Below are 23,280 nucleotides of genomic sequence, written 5' to 3'. Positions count from 1 at the left end.
TATGACTTTGGTTGCCGGCGTCGACAGTTCCACCCAGTCGGTCAAAGTCGTGGTCTGCGACGTTGAAACGGGCCGGATCGTACGATCCGCGCGGGCGCCCCATCCCGATGGCACCGAGGTCTCCGCCGCCACCTGGGTCCAGGCCTACGAGCAGGCAACTGCCGATCCCGGGCTGCTCGAGGGCGTCGAGGCGATCGCGGTCGGCGGCCAGCAGCACGGCATGGTGACCCTGGGCGAGTCCGGAGACCTGGTCCGCGACGCTCTGCTGTGGAACGACAACCGCTCCGCCGCCGACGCCGACGACCTGATCGCCGAGCTCGGCGGCCGAGCCGCCTGGGCCGATGCGATCGGCACCGTCCCGGTCGCCTCCGTCACCGTGTCCAAGCTGCGCTGGCTCGCTCGGGCCGAACCGGACAATGCGGCGCGAACCGCTTCGGTTCTGCTCCCCCACGATTACCTGACCTGGGTGATCGGCGACCGCTCTTTCGATCCGGTCACCGACCGCGGCGACGCGTCCGGAACGGGCTACTTCGACGCCGAATCCAACCGCTACCGCCACGACCTCGTCGAGCGGGCCCTCGGTCACGACGTACGGCTACCTCGGGTTGCCGGTCCGTACGAGCTCATCGGCCGGACCCGCTCCGGATTGGCCATCGCGCCCGGAACGGGCGACAACATGGCCGGTGCGCTGGCCCTGGACGTCCAACCCGGGGAAGCCGTGGTCAGCCTCGGCACCAGCGGCACGTCCTACACCGTCGCCGATCACCAGAGCCACGAGCCGACCGGGACCGTCTGTGGCTTCGCCGATGCGACCGGGCGCTTCCTACCGCTGGTCTGCACGCTGAATTGCGCGCGCAATCTCGAAGCCGCCGCCGGCATGCTGCGCGTCGACCTCCAGGAGCTGAGCCGGATGGCGATGGCGGCGCCCCCGGGTGCCGAAGGAATCACCTTCATGCCGTATCTGGACGGCGAGCGGACGCCGCCGCTTCCGTCGGCCACGGGCGAGCTGCTGGGTTTGACACGGTCGAACATGAAGCCGGAGAACGTCGCACGTGCCGCGATCGAGAGTGTGCTGTGGAGCCTTGCCTTCGGCACCGAGGTCCTGGCCGAGCAGACCGGATCGATCTCCTCGATCACGCTCACCGGCGGAGCGGCGCAGTCCGCGGCGGTGCAGCACATCGCACCAGCGGTCTTCGGGCTCGCGGTGACCGTCACCGAGCCCTTCGAAAGCGTCGCCGTCGGGGCCGCCCGCCAAGCGGCCTGGGCGCTGACCGGTGAGCTGGGTGACTGGAAGGTGCCGGTGCTGATGGATCTCGAGCCGACCGCGGAGGATCTGGACGCCCACCACGACATCGGGGAACGCTACCGCAGCGCATTGCGCGCCCACTATCCCGACGCGACGCTCGCCGTTTCCTGAACCTGCCCGTCTCCTGACCCGGCACTCTCCTGACCCGGCCCGTTAGCATGGTCGGCGTGTCAGCGATCGATCCCCTGGTAGCGGCGAACATCGAATTCGCCAAGTCCTTCTCCGGCGGCCTGCCCGGTACTCCCGCACGCAAGGTTGCCGTCGTCACCTGCATGGACTGTCGAATAGACCCGGTACGCGCCCTTGGCGTGACCGTGGGCGACGCCAACGTGATTCGCAACGCCGGCGGTCTGGTCGTGGAGGACACGATCCGCTCACTGGCCATCAGCCAGCGCAAACTCGGCACCCAGGCCATCATGATCATCCAGCACACCCGATGCGGGCTGTCGACCTTCAGCGACGAGGAGTTCCGGGCCGAGCTGGCCGCCGAGACAGGCGTCACCCCACCATGGGGACCCCGGCCCTTCGGAGCCCAGGAGGACAACGTCCGCGCAGCGCTGGAACGGATCCACGCGTCACCGTTCCTGCCGCACACCGATGACGTGCGTGGCTTCATCTTCGATGTGGACACCGGCCTCCTCAACGAGGTGTACGCAAGCGCCTCCTGAACCCCGCTGTCGGCCGTCTCGTCGGCGTCCCGAACTCGCGACAACGGGAGTTCGGGGCGTCGAAACAACAATTCCAGAACGGCAACTTGAGTTGGCGCGACTTCCGCGTGCTGCGCTGCCGGCCCGCCGGCTCGCGTCGAGCAACGTCGGCCGACGACTGCGCAGAACGCAAAAACACCTCGTGGGTGGCTACGAATAGCCACCCACGAGGTGTTTATATAGTCCGGCGACGTCCTAGTCTCCCACACGGTCCCCCGTGCAGTACCATCGGCGCTGAAGGGCTTGACTTCCGGGTTCGGAATGGAACCGGGTATTTCCCCTTCGCCATGATCACCGAAACATCTTTGGAGATGTAGTCGGATCGAGGCTCACTCAATCTCTCGAGTTCACCGATCTACGACCGTATCTCGGGAACTGCACAGTGGACGCGTAGCATCTTTGTAGGAACAAGCCCTCGGCCTATTAGTATCGGTCAGCTCCATGCATTGCTGCACTTCCACATCCGACCTATCACCCAGTGGTCTGCTGGGGGCCTTACCAGGTTATCCTGTGGGAACCCTCATCTTGAAGCGTGCTTCCCGCTTAGATGCTTTCAGCGGTTATCACTTCCGAACGTAGCCAACCAGCCGTGCTCCTGGCGGAACAACTGGCACACCAGAGGTTCGTCCGTCCCGGTCCTCTCGTACTAAGGACAGCCCTTCTCAAGATTCCTACGCGCGCAGCGGATAGGGACCGAACTGTCTCACGACGTTCTAAACCCAGCTCGCGTGCCGCTTTAATGGGCGAACAGCCCAACCCTTGGGACCGACTCCAGCCCCAGGATGCGACGAGCCGACATCGAGGTGCCAAACCATGCCGTCGCTATGAACGCTCGGGCAAGATCAGCCTGTTATCCCCGGGGTACCTTTTAGCCGTTGATCTCCGGCGCTTCCACATGCCGCCGTCGGTTCACTAGTCCCGACTTTCGTCCCTGCTTGAGATGTCTCTCTCACAGTCAAGCTCCCTTGTGCACTTACACTCGAAACCTGATTGCCAACCAGGCTGAGGGAACCTTTGGGCGCCTCCGTTACCTTTTGGGAGGCGACCGCCCCAGTCAAACTACCCACCAGGCACTGTCCGTGATCCGGATAACGGACCTACGTTAGATAACCAGAAGAACCAGAGTGGTATTTCAACGTTGACTCCACAACCACTGGCGTGACTGCTTCAAAGTCTCCCACCTATCCTACACAAGCTCATCCAATCACCAATACCAAGCTATAGTAAAGGTCCCGGGGTCTTTCCGTCCTGCTGCGCGTAACGAGCATCTTTACTCGTAGTGCAATTTCGCCGAGTCCGTGGTCGAGACAGCGCCCAAGTCGTTACGCCATTCGTGCAGGTCGGAACTTACCCGACAAGGAATTTCGCTACCTTAGGATGGTTATAGTTACCACCGCCGTTTACTGGCGCTTAAGTTCAATGCTTCGCCTTGCGGCTAACATCTCCCCTTAACGTTCCAGCACCGGGCAGGCGTCAGTCCGTATACATCGTCTTTCGACTTGGCACGGACCTGTGTTTTTAGTAAACAGTCGCTTGGGCCTGGTCTCTGCGGCCTCCAATGCCTTTGGGAGCAAGTCCCTAGACAATGTCGGCCCCCCTTCTCCCGAAGTTACGGGGGTATTTTGCCGAGTTCCTTAACCACGGTTATCTCGATCGCCTTGGTATTCTCTACCTGACCACCTGAGTCGGTTTAGGGTACGGGCGGCACAATCACTCGCTCACGAAGGTTTTCTAGGCAGCATAGGATCACCCACTCCAACACGGTAAAAACCGTGAGAGGCTTCCTGTCTCAGGCACATGAGATGCGGATTTGCCTACATCTCGCCCTACACAGTTACCCCGGGACTACCATCGCCCGGGATGGGCTACCTTCCTGCGTCACTCCGCAGCTTGCCTAATACAAGTTTGGGTCGCAGAGTCAGTCAACTTCATCCCGAAGGAATCCGAAGACCTTCCGTGCTTAGCATTACTCGCCTCGGCAGGGACGTTCTTGCGCCGGTACGGGAATATCAACCCGTTGTCCATCGACTACGCCTGTCGGCCTCGCCTTAGGTCCCGACTTACCCAGGGCAGATTAGCTTGACCCTGGAACCCTTGGTCATTCGGCGGACGGGTTTCTCACCCGTCATTCGCTACTCATGCCTGCATTCTCACTCGTGTGCTCTCCACAGCTGGGTCACCCCGCTGCTTCCTCGCGCACACGACGCTCCCCTACCCATCAACGCGCCTGGGTCTAAAAGACCAAGCACATGCGTCAATGACACAGCTTCGGCGGATTGCTTGAGCCCCGCTAAATTGTCGGCGCAGAATCACTTGACCAGTGAGCTATTACGCACTCTTTAAAGGGTGGCTGCTTCCAAGCCAACCTCCTGGTTGTCTCCGCAACTCCACATCCTTTTCCACTTAGCAATCGCTTAGGGGCCTTAGCTGGTGTTCTGGGCTGTTTCCCTCTCGACCACGAACCTTATCGCCCGCAGTCTCACTGCCGCGCTCTCACTTACCGGCATTCGGAGTTTGGCTAATGTTGGTAAGCTTGTGGGCCCCCTCAACTATCCAGTGCTCTACCTCCGGCAAGAAACACGCGACGCTGCACCTATATGCATTTCGGGGAGAACCAGCTATCACGAAGTTTGATTGGCCTTTCACCCCTATCCACAGCTCATCCCCCAGGTTTTCAACCCTGGTGGGTTCGGGCCTCCACGACGTCTTACCGTCGCTTCACCCTGGCCATGGATAGATCACTTCGCTTCGGGTCTAGAGCATGCGACTCAATCGCCCTATTTGGACTCGCTTTCGCTACGGCTTCCCCACACGGGTTAACCTCGCCACATACCACTAACTCGCAGGCTCATTCTTCAAAAGGCACGCCGTCACTCCGAAGAGCTCCGACGGATTGTAGGCAATCGGTTTCAGGTACTATTTCACTCCCCTCCCGGGGTACTTTTCACCATTCCCTCACGGTACTTGTCCGCTATCGGTCACCAAGGAGTATTTAGGCTTAGCGGGTGGTCCCGCCGGATTCGTACGGAATTTCACGGGTTCCGTACTACTTGGGGTAACACCTAACAGTGCTCACCTTACGTCTACAGGGGTATTACCTTCTGTGCCGCGCCTTCCCAGAGCGCTTCGACTTCAGTGAGCATTTCTGACTGTTTGACCGATCGACAGCCCGGTCCAGGTGGCCCCACAACACCGCATCTGCAACGCCTGTCAGCTATCACACAGATGTGGTTTGGCCTCTTCCGCTTTCGCTCGCCACTACTCACGGAATCACTGTTGTTTTCTATTCCTGTGGGTACTGAGATGTTTCACTTCCCCACGTTCCCTCCCGCTGCCCTATGTGTTCAGGCAGGGGTCGCCGGACATTACTCCGGTTTCCTTCGAGGTTTCCCTATTCGGAGATCCCCGGATCGAAGCTCGTTTACCAGCTCCCCGGGGCTTATCGCAGGTTACAACGTCCTTCATCGGCTCTTGGTGCCAAGGCATCCACCGATTGCCCTTAGTAGCTTGTTGTTACTACAAAGATGCTCGCGTCCACTGTGAAGTTCTCAATATACGGGCGGGATCCGGTTACCTGCTGTTTCCAGCCGGCCCTCGGTCCGCTGAGTTGCCTGGTCTTGCGACCGACACCTCAGGACCCAACAGCGTGCTTGGGCTCACTTCCGACGTCACCCGGTGTTCCACTCCCTTACGGGTTGTACTGACGAGATCTGTCTTCGGTGTGCTTAATAGTCAATGTTCCACATTCCGGTGCCTGCTCGGCCAGGAACGAACGTCCTGGATCCGAGCGCATGGACGGCCACGTCCTCAGAGAGAACGCGTCGCCATATGGCTCCTTAGAAAGGAGGTGATCCAGCCGCACCTTCCGGTACGGCTACCTTGTTACGACTTAGTCCTAATCGCCAGTCCCACCTTCGACGGCTCCCTCCAAAAGGTTGGGCCACCGGCTTCGGGTGTTACCGACTTTCATGACTTGACGGGCGGTGTGTACAAGGCCCGGGAACGTATTCACCGCAGCATTGCTGATCTGCGATTACTAGCGACTCCGACTTCATGGGGTCGAGTTGCAGACCCCAATCCGAACTGAGGCCGGCTTTTTGAGATTCGCTCAACCTTGCGGTATTGCAGCTCTTTGTACCGACCATTGTAGCATGCGTGAAGCCCTGGACTTAAGGGGCATGATGACTTGACGTCATCCCCACCTTCCTCCGAGTTGACCCCGGCAGTCTCCTATGAGTCCCCACCATTACGTGCTGGCAACATAGGACGAGGGTTGCGCTCGTTGCGGGACTTAACCCAACATCTCACGACACGAGCTGACGACAGCCATGCACCACCTGTATACCGACCTTGCGGGGGCTACATCTCTGCAGCTTTCCGGTATATGTCAAACCCAGGTAAGGTTCTTCGCGTTGCATCGAATTAATCCGCATGCTCCGCCGCTTGTGCGGGCCCCCGTCAATTCCTTTGAGTTTTAGCCTTGCGGCCGTACTCCCCAGGCGGGGCACTTAATGCGTTAGCTTCGGCACGGAACTCGTGGAATGAGTCCCACACCTAGTGCCCACCGTTTACGGCGTGGACTACCAGGGTATCTAAGCCTGTTTGCTCCCCACGCTTTCGCTCCTCAGCGTCAGGTAATGCCCAGAGAACCGCCTTCGCCACTGGTGTTCCTCCTGATATCTGCGCATTCCACCGCTCCACCAGGAATTCCATTCTCCCCTGCATACCTCTAGTTCACCCGTATCGGAAGCAGGCTCAGGGTTAAGCCCTGAGTTTTCACTTCCGACGTGATGAACCGCCTACGAGCCCTTTACGCCCAATAATTCCGGACAACGCTCGCACCCTACGTATCACCGCGGCTGCTGGCACGTAGTTGGCCGGTGCTTCTTCTGCTAGTACCGTCACTTGCGCTTCGTCCTAGCTGAAAGTGGTTTACAACCCGAAGGCCGTCATCCCACACGCGGCGTTGCTGCATCAGGCTTGCGCCCATTGTGCAATATTCCCCACTGCTGCCTCCCGTAGGAGTCTGGGCCGTATCTCAGTCCCAGTGTGGCCGGTCGCCCTCTCAGGCCGGCTACCCGTCGAAGCCTTGGTGAGCCGTTACCTCACCAACAAGCTGATAGGCCGCGAGTCCATCCCTAACCGCCGGAGCTTTCCACCTAGAGCGATGACGCTCGAGGTCATATCCGGTATTAGCGGCTGTTTCCAGCCGTTATTCCAGAGTTAGGGGCAGGTTACTCACGTGTTACTCACCCGTTCGCCACTCGTGTACCCCCGAAGGGGCCTTACCGTTCGACTTGCATGTGTTAAGCACGCCGCCAGCGTTCGTCCTGAGCCAGGATCAAACTCTCCGTTGAAATATATCGGTGCAGCACCACAGCGTTTGATAACCATGGGCTGTTTTACCGTCAACAAGTTTGATCTCTGACGTGAACCTCGAAAGGTTCTGTCATCAATCAAAGGAATCCGAGCCTAGTTGATCGTCGATGATCCGAAGATCATCTCTGAATGCCTAGGCACGGGGTTTATTTGTGCATAAACTGGCATTGACTTTTAGCACGCTGTTGAGTTCTCAAGTTTCGGGCGCACACCGCGCGGTTTTCTTTCGAATTCCGCTTGGGGCAACTCGACTTACTTTAGTGAAGTGCTCGCTGCTTTGTCAACTTGGCGTTGATCCCGCTTTGAGGCCTTCACCTCGGTCTTCGTGTCCCATCCGGACCCTTCGGATCTCGTCTGGGGCAACCCGACCAACTTTACCCAGAAGTTCCGCTCCGGTCAAACCGGCGCTTCCCCTCCCCCTCCGGGCATCTCTGTCGACCGTGAAGAGGCTGCTGCGCTCTAGGGCGCACGCCATCACGGCTACTTTGATACCGTTTGGGTTCCGCTCGGGCCGGCCGCTTCGCCTCTCGGCTTCCGCGTCCCGCTCCCCGGCGGCTTGGAAAACATTACGCGTACGCTCCCAGCGGGTCAAATCGAGGTGCCGTGTCGCTGGTCACATGCACTGAAACCCCTGGTCAGCGCGGCAATCGGCGCCGTCGGTGCGCAGCAGCCTGACATCGGGACCGCTACCGACATTCCTGCCGCGCTGTGTACTCAGGCGAGCACGCGTACCGCTCCCACGGTCTTCTTTCCCCGGCGCACGACGACGTAGTCGCCGGCGAGCAGGTCTTCGGGCGCCAGACGTCGGTCCGGATCAGTCACCTTCTCGTTGTTGAGATAGGCCCCGCCCTCGCTGATCGCGCGCCGGGCAGCCGACTTGCTCGCCACCACGCCACCGGCCTCCAGGGCATCAACGAATGTCGGCAACTCGCCGTCGACCTTCAGATCCGCGCCGCCGAGTTCGGCAGAGACGTCCCGAAGCACGTCCGCCGACAGCGACCTCAGCTCCGATCTGCCGAACAAGGCCTCTGCAGCGTCGTTGGCGGCCTTGGTGTCCTCGGGCGAGTGCACCAGGTCGGTGACATCGTCGGCCAGGGCATGTTGGGCCAGTCGCAGGTGCGGCTTCTCGTTCGTCTGTCTCTCCAGCTCCGCGATCTCCTCCTGGCTGCGCGGGCTGAAGACCTTCAGGTATTCGATGACCTTCTCGTCCTCGGCGTTCAGGAAGAACTGGTGGAAGGCGTACGGGCTGGTCAGCTCGCGGCTCAGCCAGACCGAGCCACCCTCGGTCTTGCCGAACTTGGTCCCGTCGGCTTTGGTCAGCAGGGGTGTCGCGATCGCGTGCACTCGCTCCCCGTCGGAGCGGCGGATGAGCTCGACACCGGCGGTGATGTTCCCCCACTGGTCGCTGCCGCCGAACTGGAGCGTGCAGCCGTACTGCCGGAAGAGATTCAGGTAGTCGAACGACTGCAACAACACGTAGGAGAACTCGGTGTAGGAGATCCCGGCTTCGAGTCGCTTACGCACCACCTCACGGGCCAGCATCCGGTTGACCGGGAAGTGCTTGCCCACATCCCGCAGGAAGTCCAGCACACCAACGCCCTCGGTCCAGTCGAGATTGTTGACCACGCGAGCGGGATTGGCTCCATCGAATCGCACGTATCTGCTGACCTGGCGGCGGATCTGGTCGACCCAGCCCGCAACAGTCTCTTTCGAGTTGAGCGTGCGCTCCGCCGTCTCCTTGGGGTCGCCGATCAGACCGGTCGAGCCGCCAACCAAGATCAAGGGGTTGTGCCCGGCCGCCTGGAAGTGCCGGGCGACGATCAACTGCACGAGATTGCCGAAGTGCAGGCTCGGTGCGGTGGGATCGAACCCGATATAGAACGTGACCGGCCCCGCGTCCAGGTGCTCACGCAGTGCTTCTTCGTCGGTGCAGTCGGCGAGCAGGCCCCGCCACTTCAGTTCTTCGAGTACTCCCACGTCGCTAAGCCTAGTGGCGGAGCTTGGCCAGCCGTTCGGTGATTTCGTCCAGTTGCTCGCGTACCCGTTCGGTGGCGGTGCCGCCCCGACCGTTGCGCGAGTCGATCGATCCCTGCACGGTGAGCACGGTCAGCACCTCGGGCGTCAGTCGCGGGTCGATCCCCGTCAGTTGCTCCGGCGTCAGGTCCGACAGCTCGATACCTTCCGCTTCGCAGTAGCGCACGCACGCGCCGGAGATCTCGTGCGCCTCGCGGAAGGGCACCCGGGCGCGTACCAACCAGTCCGCGATGTCGGTCGCCAGCGAGAAGCCCTGCGGCGCCTGGGCGGCCATCTTGTCGGTGTCGAAGGTCAGTGTGCCGACCATGCCGGTGACCGCTGGCAGCAGCACCAGCAGCTGGTCGATCGAGTCGAACAGCGGCTCCTTGTCCTCCTGCAGATCCCGGTTGTACGCCAGCGGCAGTCCCTTCAGGGTGGCCAGCAGACCGGACAGGTTGCCGATCAGCCGGCCGGCCTTGCCGCGGGCCAGCTCGGCGACATCGGGATTCTTCTTCTGCGGCATGATCGAGGAGCCGGTCGACCAGGCGTCGTCGAGTTTGGCGTAGCCGAAATCGTGGGTCGCCCACAGGATCACGTCCTCGCTGAGGCGGGACAGGTCGACCCCGATTTGGGCCAGCACGTACGCCGCCTCGGCAGCGAGGTCGCGGGCCGCGGTGCCGTCGATCGAGTTGGCCACGCTGGTGGCGAAGCCGAGGTCGCGCGCGGTCTGCTCCGGGTCGAGTCCGAGCGAGGTGCCGGCCAGCGCCGCGGCCCCGTACGGGCTGACGGCAAGCCGGCGATCGAGGTCGCGGATCCGCTCCAGGTCCCGGACCAGCGGCCAGGCATGGGCCAGCAGGTGATGGGACAACCCGATCGGCTGGGCATGCTGGAGGTGGGTCCGTCCGGGCATCGGCGCCCCCAGATACCTGGTTGCCTGGGTGTGCAGAGCCTGGATCAGGTCGGCGACGTCGACGCGGACCGCAGCCATCGCGTCCCGTAGGTACATCCGCAGCAGCGTCGCGATCTGGTCGTTGCGGGACCGCCCGGCCCTCAGCCGTCCGCCCAGATCCGCGCCGGCGATCTCCAGCAGCCCACGTTCCAGCGCCCCGTGCACGTCCTCGTCGCTGTCCGCCGGAGCGAAGCTGCCGTCGACGACCGCCGCTTCCAGCTGGTCGAGCGCGGTGATCATGGCCGAATGCTCATCGTCGGTGAGCAGCCCGGCACGGTGCAACGCACCCGCATGGGCCCGGGACCCGGCGATGTCGTAGCGCGCCAGCCGCCAGTCGAACTGGGTCGACTTGCTCAGCGCGAACATTGCCTCCGCGGCGCCGCCGGAGAAGCGACCACCCCAGAGCCGGCCGCTGCCGGTTGTGCCTGTCATATCGTCCTTTCCAGCTGCCACCCGGCTCAACGGGTGCTCAAGTGGGTGAGTTCCTCGGCGATCGCCCGGCCGCCCTCGGGATCCCGGGTGATCAACAGGATGGTGTCGTCGCCGGCGATGGTGCCCAGAATGCTCGGCCAGCCGGCTCTGTCGACCGCCGAGGCGAAATACTGCGCGGCGCCCGGTGGCGTACGCACAACGACCAGATTGGCCGACGCCTCGGCCGAGACCATGATCTCGACGCAGAGCCGGGCCAGCCGCTCGTTGAAGGCTGCCTGCTCCCCCACCAGCGGCGTACGGTCGCCGCCCTCGCCCGGCACGGCGTAGATCAGCTGGCCGTCCTGGCCGCGGACCCGCAACGCCCCGAGATCGAGCAGGTCCCGCGACAACGTGCCCTGGGTCACCGACACCCCGTCCGCTGCCAGCAACTCGGCGAGCTCGGACTGGGAGCGCACCTGGTGGTGCTCCAGCAGCGCGATGATCTTCGCGTGCCGGGCCGATTTGCTGATCGTGCGGGCGGCCTCGGTCATCGTCGCGACGCCTCCTGCCGGGTCCGGCGCTGCACCTCGGACTGCTGCCACAGCCAGGCCATGATCGCCTTCTGCGCGTGCCGGCGGTTCTCCGCCTCGTCCCAGATCACCGACTGAGGACCGTCGAGGACCTCGGCGTCGATCTCCTTGCCGCGGTAGGCGGGCAGGCAGTGCATCACAATCGCGTCCGGTTTCGCGTGACTGACCAGCTCGCTGGTCACCGCGTACGGCTGGAAGACCGCAGTGCGAGCGGCCGCCTCGTCCTCCTTGCCCATCGACACCCAGGTGTCGGTGACGACGACGTCGGCACCGGCGACGATCTTGACCGGGTCATGATCACAGCTGGTGCTGCCTCCGGTGATCTTCCCGATCTCGGCGGCCCGGGCCAATACCGCCTCGTCTGGCAGGTAACCCTCCGGAGCGCCGAAGCGGACCTGCATCCCGGCGGTCACTCCGGCCAGCGCCCAGGAGTTGCCCATGTTGCAGGCGGCGTCGCCGAGGAAAGCCACCGTGAGCCCGGCAAGCGTCCCCTTCTGTTCCTTGACAGTGAGCAGATCGGCGAGCAACTGGCACGGGTGATAATCGTCTGTCAGGGCGTTGACAACCGGAACGCCTGCGTACGCGGCCAACTCGGTGATCTTGTCCTGACCGAAGGTCCGCCAAACGATCATGCCGACCTGGCGCCCGAGGATCCTCGCGACATCGGGAACTGACTCGCGGACGCCGATCCCGGCCAGATTGCCGTCCACCTGCAGCGGATAGCCGCCCAGCTCGGCGATCCCGGCGGCGAAGGAACTCTGGGTGCGCAAGGTCGGCTTGTCGTAGATCGCCGCGACACTCACCGGGCCGGCCAGCGGCTTGGCGCCGTACGGATCCGCCTTCAGTGCAAGGGCCAGCTCGAGCACCTCGGCCTGCTCGGACGGACTGAGGTCATCGTCGGCGAGGAAGCTCCTGATCGCCTGGGTCATGCACGTGCTCCTTGTGCTCGGCCGAGGAGCATGGGCAGCGCCTCGGTGAAACTGTCGATCTGCTCGGCGGTGATGATCAGCGGCGGCGCGATCCGCAACACGTTCGGCCGGGGCGCGTTGATGATGAACCCGGCGTCCAGGGCGGCATCGGCGACGGCCGGTGCGACGTCGGAGGTCAGCACCACACCGCGCAACAGTCCACGGCCACGGACGTGATCGACCAGCGCATGATCAAGAGCGGTGATGTTGGCGGCCAGCCGGTCGCCCATCGCGGTGGCGTTGTCCAGCAGACGGTCGCGTTCGATCACCGCGATGACCGCCAGACCGGCGATCGCCGCCACCGGATTGCCACCGAAGGTCGAGCCGTGACTGCCCGGTCCGAGCAGCGCCGCGGCGGGACCCAGGGCGATGCAGGCACCGATCGGGAAACCGTTGCCGAGCCCCTTGGCCAGCGTCACGACGTCCGGGACGACGCCTTCGCGGCTGGAATCCAGCCAGCGGCCGGTACGGCCCATGCCGGTCTGGACCTCGTCGATCCACAACAGCGCGCCGGCCTCGCTGGTGATCCGCCGGGCCTCGGCGAGATAGCCGTCCGGAGGGACGACGATGCCGTTCTCACCCTGAATCGGCTCCAGGACGACGGCCGCGGTCCGGTCGTCGACGGCGGCACGCAGGGCATCGACATCTCCGTACGGGATGAACTCCACGTCCCCGGGCAACGGCTCGAACGGCTCGCGGTACTTGGGATTGTGGGTCACCGCCAGGGCGCCCATCGACCGGCCGTGGAACGAACCCTCGGTGGAGATGATCCTGGTCCTACCGGTCTGCCGGGTGATCTTGAACGCGGCCTCGTTGGCCTCGGTGCCGGAATTGGCGAAGAACACCTTCGCCTCCACAGATCCCTGAGCTTGTCGAAGGGCGCCCGGTCCTTCGACAGGCTCAGGACGCACCAGCCCGGTCAGCCGCTCCGCAAGGGCCACCTGGGACGGGGTGGCGAAGAAATTGGATACATGACCAAGCGTCGCGATCTGGCCGGTGATCGCCGAGAGCACGGTCGGGTGGGCATGGCCCAGTGCGTTGACGGCGAGGCCGGAGAGCAGATCGAGATGCTTGCGGCCCTCGACATCCCAGACGTTGCAGCCCTCCCCGCGGACGAAGACCCGCTTGGGCGGACCGAAGGTGTTCATCACCGACCGGCTGTAGCCGTCCAAGATCGCCGCGCTGCCGCGGCCCTGGGCTGCGGCGAGTTGATCACTCACCGCGCTGATCGAACTGGTAGAGGCCGGCTCGGAGGCCGGAATGCCCGTCACTGGTCCACCTCGTTCAGATTGCCGGGAACGTCGGGCAGGAAGGCGCCGAAATCGCCGTTGGCGTACTCCTCCGGCGGGATCGGTTCCGACGCCGGGAACACCCGGCTGCCGAGCCGGATCAAACCGTCCTGGGTCACCATGGTCCCGATGCCGGCATTGGTGAAGATCTCCAGCAGCAGCGCATGGGGGACGCGACCGTCGGTGACGGTGGCCCTGGTCAGGCCACCCTCGACGGCCTTCAGGCAGGCTTCCATCTTGGGCGCCATCCCGGACTCCAGCTTCGGCAGTAGCTGCCGCAGCTGGGAGGCGGGGAGTTCCTTGATCACGTCAGTGCTGTTCGGCCAGTCCGCATAGAGCCCTTCGACATCGGTGAGCATCACCATCCGCTCGGCCTTCAGCGCGATCGCCAGAGCCGCGGCGGCGGTGTCGGCGTTCACGTTGTGGACGACGCCGTCGCGGTCCGGCGCGATGCTGGCGACGACGGGGATCCGGCCAGCGTTGATCAAGCCGTTGATGGCCTCGGTCCGGACGCTGCTCACCTCGCCGACCAGACCGAGATCGACCTCTTCGCCGTCGATCAGAGCCTTCTTGCGGGTCGCGGTGAAAAGGCCACCGTCCTCACCGGACATGCCGACGGCCAGAGCGCTCTGCTGGTTGATCAGCCCGACGAGATCGCGACCGACCTGGCCGACCAATACCATCCGGACGATCTCCATCGCCTCCGGAGTGGTGACCCGCAGCCCGGCCTTGAATTCGGACGGGATGCCGAGCCGTTTCAGCATGGCGGAGATCTGCGGCCCGCCGCCGTGCACCACCACCGGGTGCACTCCGCAGCGCTTCATGAAGACGATGTCCTGGGCGAATGCCTTCTTCAGATCCTCGTCGATCATGGCGTTCCCGCCGTACTTGATCACCACCGTCTTGCCGGCGTAGGTCTCCAGCCACGGCAGGGCCTCGGTGAGGATGGAGGCTTTCTCAACCAGGGAAAGCTTCTCCGCCTTCCTGATGATCGTCACGACAGGTACTCCGCGTTCTCCTTGACGTAGTCGTACGTCAGGTCATTGGTCCAGATCGTCGCCGCATGATCACCGGCATGAAGATCGACATCGACACGGATCTCACGGTTCGCGCTGATGTCGACCTCCGCGTCCGGGACGCCGAATCCCTTGCTGCTCATCAACACCCCGTTGAACGAGACGTCGATCGCATCCGGATCGAAAGTCGCCTGGGTGGTGCCCAACGCTGCGAGAACCCTGCCCCAGTAAGGATCGTTGCCGAACATCGCGCACTTGAAGAGACTGTTCCGGGCGATGCTGCGGCCGACGACGACCGCATCCTCTTCGCTGGCGGCACCGGAGATCGTGATCGCGATGTCGTGGGTCGCGCCCTCGGCATCGGCGACCAGCTGACGCGCCAGGTCGGAGCAGACCGTGGTCAGCGCCTCGGTGAATTCGCCGGGGTCGGCCTCCACGCCGGAGGCACCGCTGCTGAGCAGCAGCACCGTGTCGTTGGTCGACATGGCGCCGTCACTGTCCACCCGGTCGAAGGTGACGTGGGTGGCGGCACGGAGCGCGGCATCAAGATCAGCGGCGTTGACCACCGCGTCGGTGGTGATCACCACCAGCATCGTCGCCAGGCCGGGCGCCAACATCCCGGCACCCTTGGCCATCGCGCCGATGGTCCAGCCGTTGCGGGTCTGCACCGACTGTTTGGCGACGGTGTCGGTGGTCATGATCGCCCGGGCGGCGAGGGGGCCGCCGTCCTCGGTCGCCCGGGCGACCAACGCCGGGACCGCGGAGGTGATCTTGTCGACAGGGATCCGGTGACCGATCACGCCGGTCGAGCAGACCGCGATGTCGATCGCGCCGACACCGAGCTCGGAGGCCAGCCGCTCCGCTGTGCTGTGGGTGTCGGCGAAGCCGTCCGGCCCCGTACAGGCGTTGGCGCCGCCGGAGTTGAGGATCACCGCCTGCAGGCTGCCGTCCTTGATCACCTGTTGGGACCAGACCACCGGCGCGGCCTTGATCCGGTTGGAGGTGAAGACGGCCGCAGCGGCGAAATCGGGGCCGAGGTTGCGGACCAGAGCCAGATCGGGATCCCCGGAGGGCTTGATCCCGGCGGCCAGGCCCACGGCCGCGAAGCCCTTGGCAGCGGTCACGCTCATGGTGCGACTCCGATCGTGGACAGGCCGGTCGTCTCGTCGAGACCGAGAGCGAGATTGGTGCACTGGATGGCTGCACCGGCGGTTCCCTTGGCGAGGTTGTCGAGCGCCGAGATCGCCACCAGCCGGCCGGTGTTCGGGTCGACCGTCGCCTGGAGGTGGCAGGTGTTGGCGCCGAGGGTTGCCTGGGTCTGCGGCCAGACGCCCTGCGGAAGCAGGTGCACGAACGGCTCCGAGGCGTACGCCTTCTGGTAGGCGGCGTACACCTCGTCAGCGGTGATCGACGGATCGCTGAGCTTCGCCGTGCAGGTGGCGAGGATGCCCCGGGTCATCGGGACCAGCACCGGAGTGAAGGAGACGTGCGGGTCGGTCGCGCCACAGGCGACGAGATTCTGCTCCATCTCCGGCGTGTGCCGGTGGATGCCGCCGACCTGGTACGGGCTCGCCGAGCCCATGATCTCCGACGCCAGGTAGGTCACCGCCAGCTTCTTGCCGGCACCCGAGGGCGCGGTGGCTAGGACGACGACGATGTCGTCGGCAGAGATCAGCCCGGCCGCGACGGCCGGCAGCAGCGCGAGCGTCGACGCGGTCGGATTGCAGCCCGGAACTGCGACCCGCTTGGTCCCGGCGAGGATCTCGCGCTGGCCAGGCAGCTCCGGCAGACCGTACGGCCAGGTGCCTGCGTGCTCGGAGTGGTAGTACTGCCGCCACTGCGCGGGATCGACCAGCCGGTGGTCGGCAGCGCAGTCGACCACGAGGACGTCGGGGCCGAGTTGGGCGGCGATCTCGGCCGAGGCGCCGTGCGGCAGGGCGAGGAAGACGATGTCGTGACCAGCCAGATGTTCGACGTCGGTCGGCTCGACCAGACGATCGGCCAGCGGGACCAGGTGCGGATGATGCTCGCCGATCAGCGTGCCCGCGCTCTTGGCGGCGGTGACGGCGCCGATCTCGATATTCGGATGGCTGAGCAGGAGTCGCAGCAGCTCGCCACCGGCGTAGCCGGTCGCGCCCGCCACGGCGGCCCTGTACTTCGAAGTCACGGAATGATCATGCCATGCTCTGCATACTTATTCCAACTCATTCCGCGAGGAGTCACATATTCCTCAATATTCGCGGCGTGTCGTCAGGCTCTCGATGATGTCGTCCGGAGCCGTCCAGTCATCGGGACCCGCACCGTACTCATCCACATCGCGCACGCGTGGGTCATCCGGGCTCTCGGGCGCAGACCAGAGGGAGTCCTCGAATGCCAGGAAGTCTTCCTGGTGATGCGGGCGGCCGAAGGCACGGGTTGCTCGTTCGGTATCGCTCACGGCTCCCGCTGCTCGGTCCAAGGTTCGTTCCGCCGCCCGACGATGTCCGTCCCGCAGCCGGTCGATCGTCCTCCAGCCGTGCAGGTCCTCGCCCCGGAACACATCGATCGTCCAACCGTCGCGGCGGATCAAATCTCGTCGCCACTCATCGCGGGCTACCTGCCCCGGACTCGAGTGCCAGTCCTCACCGTCGAACTCGGCGGCGTACTTGACCTGGCTGTCCCCGAGATCGAGCCGGAACGGTTCGCGACCCGGGAGGGCTGCAACAGGGATCTGCAACTCCGGCTTCGGCAGACCGGCGTCGATCCACAACAATCGCAACTCCGACTCGCGTACGGATTCTGCCCTGCCGTCGGCCAGCGGAACAAGATCACGAAGTTGTACGACACCCCGACGGCCGGTGAAGCGGTCGAGCTGTCCGGCCAGCTCGGCCGCGGTGAACTCACCGAGGTGCAGCAGTGCGTCCAGGGCGCCGAGCGCACGTTCGCGCGGCAGCGACCGACCGAGATCACAGGCCGTACGCAGCGGTGTGGTCGCCACCATCCGTCCCAGCCGGCGAAGATCAGCTTCCTCGAAGCTGCGCCGACCGCCCTGGACGCCGGGTCGGCGAACCCGCGTTTGGTCGGGCGGCCGGAAGTAATGCACCTGCGGCGTCGGATCGTGGTGGCTGCCCCGTGGCAGCAGGTCCACGCCGTACAGCCAAGCGGCCGTCGTATCGGTGACCACGGCCGACTCCGGCACCGCCAGCGCAAGGGCCTCGGCCCGCACCAAGATCGTTTCCGGCAGGGACGTGTCGACGTAGACGCCGTGCAGCACCCGCCGCAGCTGGCCCTGGCGGACGAGTCTGGCCAGCACATTGGAGTCCACTCCGACCTGCCGGGCCTGGCGCGAGGTGAACGGACGGTCATTCGGTAGGCAGGCATCGATGTGCCGAGCGGCGACCGCGGACAGGGACTCAGTCATGAGGACAACGATCGGCCCGGCCGGCCGGTCCGTTCGCGCCCGGGCGGCAGATCTGTGGACAACGAGGCGAACGGACAACACCTGTACGACCGCGGACAGCACCGTGCTCACGACACGCCGCATGGATTAAGGGATTTGTGACCCCTCGCGCTTGTCAGGTGAGGCGGGTGCTGATCCGGGCAGCGGCGTTGGCGACCACCGCCCGGGCCTGCGCGGTGTCGGCGCCGCGGGCCAGCACCACTCCCACCCGGCGTTCGCCGTCGACCGACGGCTTGCCGAAGAGCCGCACCTGGACCGACGGGTCGGTCGCCAGTGCCTCGCCGATGCCGTCGAAGGTCGCTACGCCGGTGCCGTGCGCCTTGATCGGCAGGCTGGCCGCCGCACCCGGAAACCGGGTCACGGTGTCGACCGGCAGTCCCAGCACGGCCCGGGCGTGTGCGGCGAACTCGCTGAGGTCCTGGCTGACCAGCGTCACCAGACCGGTGTCGTGGGGACGGGGCGAGACCTCGGAGAAGATCACCCGGTCGCCGGCGATGAACAGTTCGACGCCGAACACGCCCCACCCGCCCAGGGCGTCGGTGATCGTGCGGGCGACATCGCGGGCCTCGACCTGGACCGCCTCCGGCAGCGATGAGATCCCGGACGGCTCCTGCCAGCTTTCGGCGTAGTCGCCGTCCACCTGACGATGGAAGACCGGGTCGAGGAAGGTCGTGCCGCCGGCGTGCCGGACGGTCAGCTGGGTGATCTCGACCTCGAAGTCGACGAATCCCTCGACGATGCAGCGCACCGCGTGTCCTGCATCGGCCGCGGCCCGGCCGCCGGTCTGGGCGTACTGCCACGCGGCCTCGATGCCGGCCCGGTCCTTCACCACCGACTGGCCCTTGCCGGAGGACGACATCACCGGCTTGATCACCACCGGCCAGCCGAGCGCATCGGCTGCCTCGGTGAACTGATCAAGACTTTCCACGAACCGGTACGGGCTGGTCGACAGGCCGAGTTCTTCGGCGGCGAGTCGGCGGATGCCCTCCCGGTTCATGGTCAACACCGTCGCCCGGGCGGTCGGCACGATCCGCAGCGGCCAGTCGGCCGACTGCTCCAATTCCGCCAGCACCTGGGTCGCGATCGCCTCGATCTCCGGGATCACGACGGCTGGCCTCTCGGTGATCAACAACTGCCGGAGCGCCTCGGGGTCGCGCATGTCGATCACCGCGCTGCGGTGGGCCACCTGCATCGCCGGCGCATCCGGGTAGCGGTCGACGGCCAGCGTCTGCACCCCGAGCCGCTGCAGCTCGATGACAACTTCCTTGCCGAGCTCTCCCGAGCCGAGCAGGACGGCGGTGATCGCACCAGGGGTGAGCGGCGTACCGAAACTGCTCGGGCCGTCGACAGCGTCAGGCATGATCATTCCATCCGCTGGGTCGCACCGGTGGCCTCGGCTGCCGCGAACACGGCGGCCTCGCGGGCCTGGGCGACCTCGGCATCGGTGAGCGTACGGTCCTCGGCCCGGAACCGCAGCGCATAGGCCAGCGATTTCTTGCCCTCGCCGATCTGCGTGCCGGTGTAGACGTCGAAGAGCCGGATGTCCTCCAGCAACTCCCCCGCCCCGGAGCGTACGGCTGCCTCCACCGCGGCCGCTGGGACGTCCGTATCGACGATCAACGCGATGTCCTCCTTGACCACCGGGTGGCTGGACAGCGGACGGATCGTGCCGATCTCGGGCGCTGCTGCGACCAACGCGTCCAGATCGATCTCGGCGGCCGCGGTGCGTGCCGGCAGACCAAGATCATCGATCACCGAGGGATGCAGCTCACCGGCGAAGCCGATCGGCGTCCGGGTGCCGTCCGGCGAGACGGCGATGATCGCCGCGCAACGGCCGGGATGCCAGGGCGCCTGCTCTGCCTGCTCGACGGTGATCGTGCCGCCGACCGCCCGGGCAGCCACCTCGGCGACGGCGATCGCATGCCGCCAGGTGACCTGCTGGGCGGGCCCGGTCCACCCGGCAGGGCGTACGGCTCCGGTCAGCACGGCGCCCAGATGACGCGGCTGATCACCGATCGCCGCATCCATCGCCGCAAGCTCGTCGGCGGTCGGACGATGATCAACGGCCGGCCGCGGCGCAGCGGTCCGCTCGCGCGGCGCCAGGAAGACCGGGCCGATCTCGAAGATCGCCAGATCGTCCAGGCTACGGCTGGTGTTGCGGTTCACCGAGGCGAGCAACTCAGGCAGCAGCGTCGTCCGCAACTCGGCCTGCTCCTCCGACAGCGGATTGGCCATCCGCATCAGCCGCCGGCGGTCGTCATCGGCCGGGATCCGCAGTTGATCAAGGATCGCCTTGCCCATGAACGGGAGGGTCTGCGCCTCTACATAGCCGGCGTCGGCGAGCGCCTGGCCGACCAATCGCCGAAGCCGCTGCCGGCGGGTGAGTCCGCGACCGGCCGGGGGTGTCGGGATGACGGCGGGGACCTTCTCATAGCCGAAGACCCGTCCGACCTCTTCGACGTAGTCGTACGGATCGGTCAGGTCCGGCCGCCAGCTCGGCGGAGTCACGACCAGGGTGTCGCCATGATCATCGACTGCGACGCCGACGGCCTGCAGCGCGGAGATCACCGTTGCGTGATCGATCCCGGCCCCCATGATCCGGCCCGGCAGTTGATCATCGATGGTCTGGGTGGGCACCTCAGGGACGCCACCGGCGACCGTCTCGGCCGTTTCCAGCGTGCCGCCGCCGAGGGCGATCAGCAGTTCGGCGACGCGACGAGCCGCCGCATAGGTGGCGCCCGGATCGGCGCCGCGTTCGAACCGGCGGGAGGCTTCCGAGGACAGCTTGTGCCGGCGCGAGGTGCGGGCGATCGTCAGGGCGTCGAAGCTCGCCGCCTCGATCACCACGGCGTTGGTGTTCGCGTCCACTTCGGTGTTCTGGCCGCCCATCACACCGGCCAGGCCGATCGGGCCGGAGTCGTCGGTGATCAGCAGATCATCGGGATCAAGATCACGGGTGACGTCGTCGAGGGTGATCAACTTCTCCCCGGCGGCCGCCTTGCGGACGACGATCGGACCGGACAACTTCGCCTTGTCGTAGGCGTGGATCGGCTGGCCGGATTCGAGCATCACGTAGTTGGTGACGTCGACGGCCAGCGAGATGGACCGCATCCCGGCCTGGTGGAGGCGGCGTTGCAGCCAGCGCGGGCTGGCCGCGGTCGGGTCGATACCGGTCACGGTCAGTGCCACGAAGACCGGGCAGGCGTCGGAGTTGATCACCACCGGGTAACCGTCGGCGGTGGTGGCCGGCACCGGGAGCGCGACCGGATCGGTGAAGCCCGCCTCGAAGGCCAGCGCAGCCTCCCGGGCGACTCCGCGGACCGACCAGCAATAGCCGCGATCGGGCGTCACGGCGATGTCCAGGACATCGTCGCGCAGATAGATCGCCGGACCGGCGTCGGCACCGACAACAAGCTCGGCCGGTGCTGTCGCGGTCTGTCCCGCGGCCAGCGGGCCGACGACATCTGGCTTGAGCACGATGATGCCGGCATGATCATCGCCGATGCCCAGCTCGCGCGCCGAGCAGATCATCCCGTCACTGACGTGGCCATAGGTCTTGCGGGAGGCGATCGCGAAGTCACCCGGAAGAACCGCACCCGGCAGCGCGACGACGACAAGATCACCCTGGGCGAAGTTCTTGGCCCCGCAGATGATTCCGCGACCTGGCGCACCGAAATCAGTAGGCGTACCGCCCTCGTTGTGCGGGCCGACGTCGACCCGGCACCAGCGCACGGTCTTGCCGTTGGAGTGGGTCTCTTCGCTGAACTCCTCGACCCGGCCGATCACCAGCGGGCCGGTGACCTCGGCACCGGTCTCGTCGATGGTCTCGACCTCCAGGCCGACGCGGACCAGCGCGGTGGAGACCTCGCGCGTCGGCACCGACTCCGGCACTGCGGCGTACGTCCGCAGCCAGCTCAGCGGGACCCTCATCGTGCACCTCCCACCAGCGACCGGCTGAACCGGACGTCACCCTGCACGGTGTCGCGCAGGTCGGACAGATTGTTGCGGAACATCAGCGTGCGATCGACGCCCATGCCGAAGGCGAAACCGGAGTAGACCGAGCTGTCGACGCCGCAGGCCTCGAGCACCCGCGGGTTGACCACCCCGCAGCCGCCCCATTCGATCCAGCCCTCGCTCTTGCACATCCGGCACGGGTTGTCCGGATCGCCGACCGAGGTGCCGTGGCAGTTGAAGCAGAGCAGGTCGACCTCGGCCGACGGCTCGGTGAACGGGAAGTAGGACGGTCGCCAGCGCAGCACCATGTCCTGACCGAACAGCTCGCGGGCGAAGTGCTCCAAGGTGCCGCGCAGGTTGCCGAAGGTGATCCCCTTATCGACCGCCAGACCCTCGATCTGGTTGAAGACCGGCAGGTGGGTGGCGTCGTACTCGTCGGCGCGGTAGACCCGGCCTGGACAGACCACGTAGACCGGCAGCTCGCGGGTCAGCAGCGAACGCGCCTGGACCGGAGAGGTGTGGGTGCGCAGCAGCAGATTGTGCTCCGGCGGATCGATGAACAGGGTGTCCTGCATGGTCCGGGCCGGATGATCGGGGATGAAGTTGAGGGCGTCGAAGTTCAGCCACTCGGCCTCGAGCTCGGGACCCTCGGCGATCTCCCAGCCCATCGCGACGAAGATGTCGCTCATCAGGTCCATCACCGCCGGCACCGGGTGCACCGCGCCCTGGGTCACCAGTTCGGTCGGCAGGGTGACGTCGACCTTCTCCTCGGCCAGCCGGCGTTCCAGCTCGGCCGCACTGATCTCGGTCTCGCGCTCCTTGAGTGCCTGGTTGACCCGGCCGCGGGCCTGCCCCATCCGTTTGCCGACCTCGCGCTTGGCCTCCGGCGGCAGCGCGCCGATCTCTCGGTTGGCCAGCGCCAGCGGCGAACGGTCGCCGGTGTGGGTGATGCGGGCCTGCTTGAGCTCGGCGACCGTCGTCGCCTCGCTAAACGCGCGGAGCGCCTCGGCCACCATGGCTTCGACGTTCTCTTCGCTCAGCGATGCGACCTGTACGGGGTCGTAGCTCGAGTTCGGCCCAGACATCGGACTCCTCTTCGGTGTGGAAGCTGCCGGACGATGGCAGCGCCAGACAGTCTAGAAACGACCGGGCACACACCGCGAACCGGATTGCCGGAACAGACGCGTCAGGTAAACCCCGGAGTTCCGGCCGTCGCCACCGGCAAAGTCGCGACAACACGAGATCCGGGGCCGGATTCG

14 protein-coding genes and 3 rRNA genes are annotated in these 23,280 nt (G+C 65.2%); 2 read left to right on the top strand and 15 right to left on the bottom strand.

Translation table 11 applies throughout. The features are described from left to right. The first annotated feature begins 1 nt into the window (after position 1). Together xylB and IEY07_RS02325 are read left to right on the top strand one after the other, a co-directional pair. Entirely contained in the window at positions 2-1,417 is a 1,416-nt protein-coding gene (xylB, locus tag IEY07_RS02330) for a xylulokinase (protein WP_188893538.1), read from the top strand. 56 nt (positions 1,418-1,473) lie between these two features. Beyond that, positions 1,474-1,974 (top strand): beta-class carbonic anhydrase, encoded by a 501-nt coding sequence (locus IEY07_RS02325; protein ID WP_188893537.1) that lies wholly within the window; start codon positions 1,474-1,476, stop codon positions 1,972-1,974. A 221-nt stretch (positions 1,975-2,195) separates the two neighbouring features. Here the strand turns inward: IEY07_RS02325 and rrf are convergent. The 15 genes from rrf to pheS form a co-directional block, all read right to left on the bottom strand. Beyond that, positions 2,196-2,312, bottom strand: a 5S ribosomal RNA gene (rrf, locus tag IEY07_RS02320). Between the two features lie 104 nt (positions 2,313-2,416). Next, positions 2,417-5,526, bottom strand: a 23S ribosomal RNA gene (locus IEY07_RS02315). A 327-nt stretch (positions 5,527-5,853) separates the two neighbouring features. Beyond that, a 16S ribosomal RNA gene (locus tag IEY07_RS02310) occupies positions 5,854-7,370 on the bottom strand. Together the 16S, 23S and 5S rRNA genes form the textbook arrangement of a ribosomal RNA operon. 736 nt (positions 7,371-8,106) lie before the next feature. Further along, positions 8,107-9,369: a tyrosine--tRNA ligase gene (gene tyrS, locus IEY07_RS02305; RefSeq protein ID WP_188893536.1), complete on the bottom strand. Its 1,263-nt coding sequence runs from the start codon at positions 9,367-9,369 to the stop codon at positions 8,107-8,109. A gap of 10 nt (positions 9,370-9,379) precedes the next feature. Further along, complete coding sequence (gene argH, locus IEY07_RS02300) at positions 9,380-10,786, bottom strand: argininosuccinate lyase (RefSeq protein WP_188893535.1); 1,407 nt, start codon at positions 10,784-10,786, stop codon at positions 9,380-9,382. A 26-nt stretch (positions 10,787-10,812) separates the two neighbouring features. After that, positions 10,813-11,316: an arginine repressor gene (locus IEY07_RS02295; protein ID WP_188893534.1), complete on the bottom strand. Its 504-nt coding sequence runs from the start codon at positions 11,314-11,316 to the stop codon at positions 10,813-10,815. Continuing rightward, positions 11,313-12,284 carry an ornithine carbamoyltransferase gene (gene argF / locus IEY07_RS02290; protein WP_188893533.1) on the bottom strand — a complete coding sequence of 324 codons (972 nt, stop codon included), beginning with the start codon at positions 12,282-12,284 and terminating at the stop codon, positions 11,313-11,315. Before argF ends, IEY07_RS02295 begins: the two co-directional genes overlap by 4 nt. Beyond that, positions 12,281-13,543, bottom strand: a complete 1,263-nt coding sequence (locus tag IEY07_RS02285) for an acetylornithine transaminase (protein WP_373288799.1) — start codon at positions 13,541-13,543, stop codon at positions 12,281-12,283. The genes argF and IEY07_RS02285 overlap by 4 nt, the downstream gene beginning before the upstream one ends. Positions 13,544-13,590: 47 nt before the next feature. After that, positions 13,591-14,610 (bottom strand): acetylglutamate kinase, encoded by a 1,020-nt coding sequence (gene argB / locus IEY07_RS02280; protein WP_188893532.1) that lies wholly within the window; start codon positions 14,608-14,610, stop codon positions 13,591-13,593. Continuing rightward, complete coding sequence (gene argJ, locus IEY07_RS02275) at positions 14,607-15,758, bottom strand: bifunctional glutamate N-acetyltransferase/amino-acid acetyltransferase ArgJ (RefSeq protein WP_188893531.1); 1,152 nt, start codon at positions 15,756-15,758, stop codon at positions 14,607-14,609. Before argJ ends, argB begins: the two co-directional genes overlap by 4 nt. After that, positions 15,755-16,795 (bottom strand): N-acetyl-gamma-glutamyl-phosphate reductase, encoded by a 1,041-nt coding sequence (gene argC, locus IEY07_RS02270; protein ID WP_188893530.1) that lies wholly within the window; start codon positions 16,793-16,795, stop codon positions 15,755-15,757. The genes argJ and argC overlap by 4 nt, the downstream gene beginning before the upstream one ends. 63 nt (positions 16,796-16,858) lie before the next feature. Continuing rightward, positions 16,859-18,028, bottom strand: coding sequence for a type IV toxin-antitoxin system AbiEi family antitoxin domain-containing protein (locus IEY07_RS02265; RefSeq protein ID WP_188893529.1), 1,170 nt, complete (start codon positions 18,026-18,028; stop codon positions 16,859-16,861). Between the two features lie 154 nt (positions 18,029-18,182). Continuing rightward, positions 18,183-19,427, bottom strand: coding sequence for a formate-dependent phosphoribosylglycinamide formyltransferase (purT, locus tag IEY07_RS02260; RefSeq protein WP_188893528.1), 1,245 nt, complete (start codon positions 19,425-19,427; stop codon positions 18,183-18,185). Between the two features lie 2 nt (positions 19,428-19,429). After that, positions 19,430-21,997 (bottom strand): phenylalanine--tRNA ligase subunit beta, encoded by a 2,568-nt coding sequence (pheT, locus tag IEY07_RS02255; protein WP_188893527.1) that lies wholly within the window; start codon positions 21,995-21,997, stop codon positions 19,430-19,432. Then, a complete protein-coding gene (gene pheS, locus IEY07_RS02250) occupies positions 21,994-23,106 on the bottom strand; it encodes a phenylalanine--tRNA ligase subunit alpha (protein ID WP_188893526.1) in 1,113 nt (370 codons plus the stop codon). Before pheS ends, pheT begins: the two co-directional genes overlap by 4 nt. Positions 23,107-23,280 lie beyond the last annotated feature (174 nt).

Origin of the sequence: Microlunatus endophyticus (assembly GCF_014646195.1) — a bacterium.
GTDB classification, from domain to species: Bacteria; Actinomycetota; Actinomycetes; order Propionibacteriales; family Propionibacteriaceae; genus Microlunatus; species Microlunatus endophyticus.
The sequence above is the reverse complement of the archived record's forward strand: the minus strand, read 5'-3'. Positions and strand labels throughout refer to the sequence as shown.